Genomic DNA, 236 nt, shown 5'->3' with positions numbered 1-236 from the left:
GGTTGGAAACGTTGTCTGAGGATCTGATGATCCTATTGAGGCAGGCGGGCCCTTCGCAGAGGAGGATTGCCGCACTGGCGGCGGGTACCTATGCAGTCGAGTATGCGCAGGTGCACGATAGTGCCGTGCTCTCCGTGCTCGGCGACCTGAACTCAGCGCGCGGCGTTGCAGCTTCTGCGATTGCGAAGGTTAAGACACTCTCGGAACACGCCGACAAGCAATAGTTCGACCTCCAG

General features: G+C 59.3%; 1 protein-coding gene. It reads left to right on the top strand.

Annotated features, from left to right (window positions below):
* On the top strand, positions 1–224 hold a 224-nt coding region (locus tag ACQG3P_RS23705; protein WP_426806416.1), incomplete at its 5' end, for a hypothetical protein.
* Between the last annotated feature and the right edge of the window lie 12 nt (positions 225–236).

Origin of the sequence: Stenotrophomonas sp. SrG (assembly GCF_050031795.1) — a bacterium.
In the GTDB taxonomy this organism is placed as follows: domain Bacteria; phylum Pseudomonadota; class Gammaproteobacteria; order Xanthomonadales; family Xanthomonadaceae; genus Stenotrophomonas; species Stenotrophomonas rhizophila_A.
Note: the sequence above shows the minus strand (reverse complement) of the source record. Positions and strands in the feature narration are given on the sequence as shown.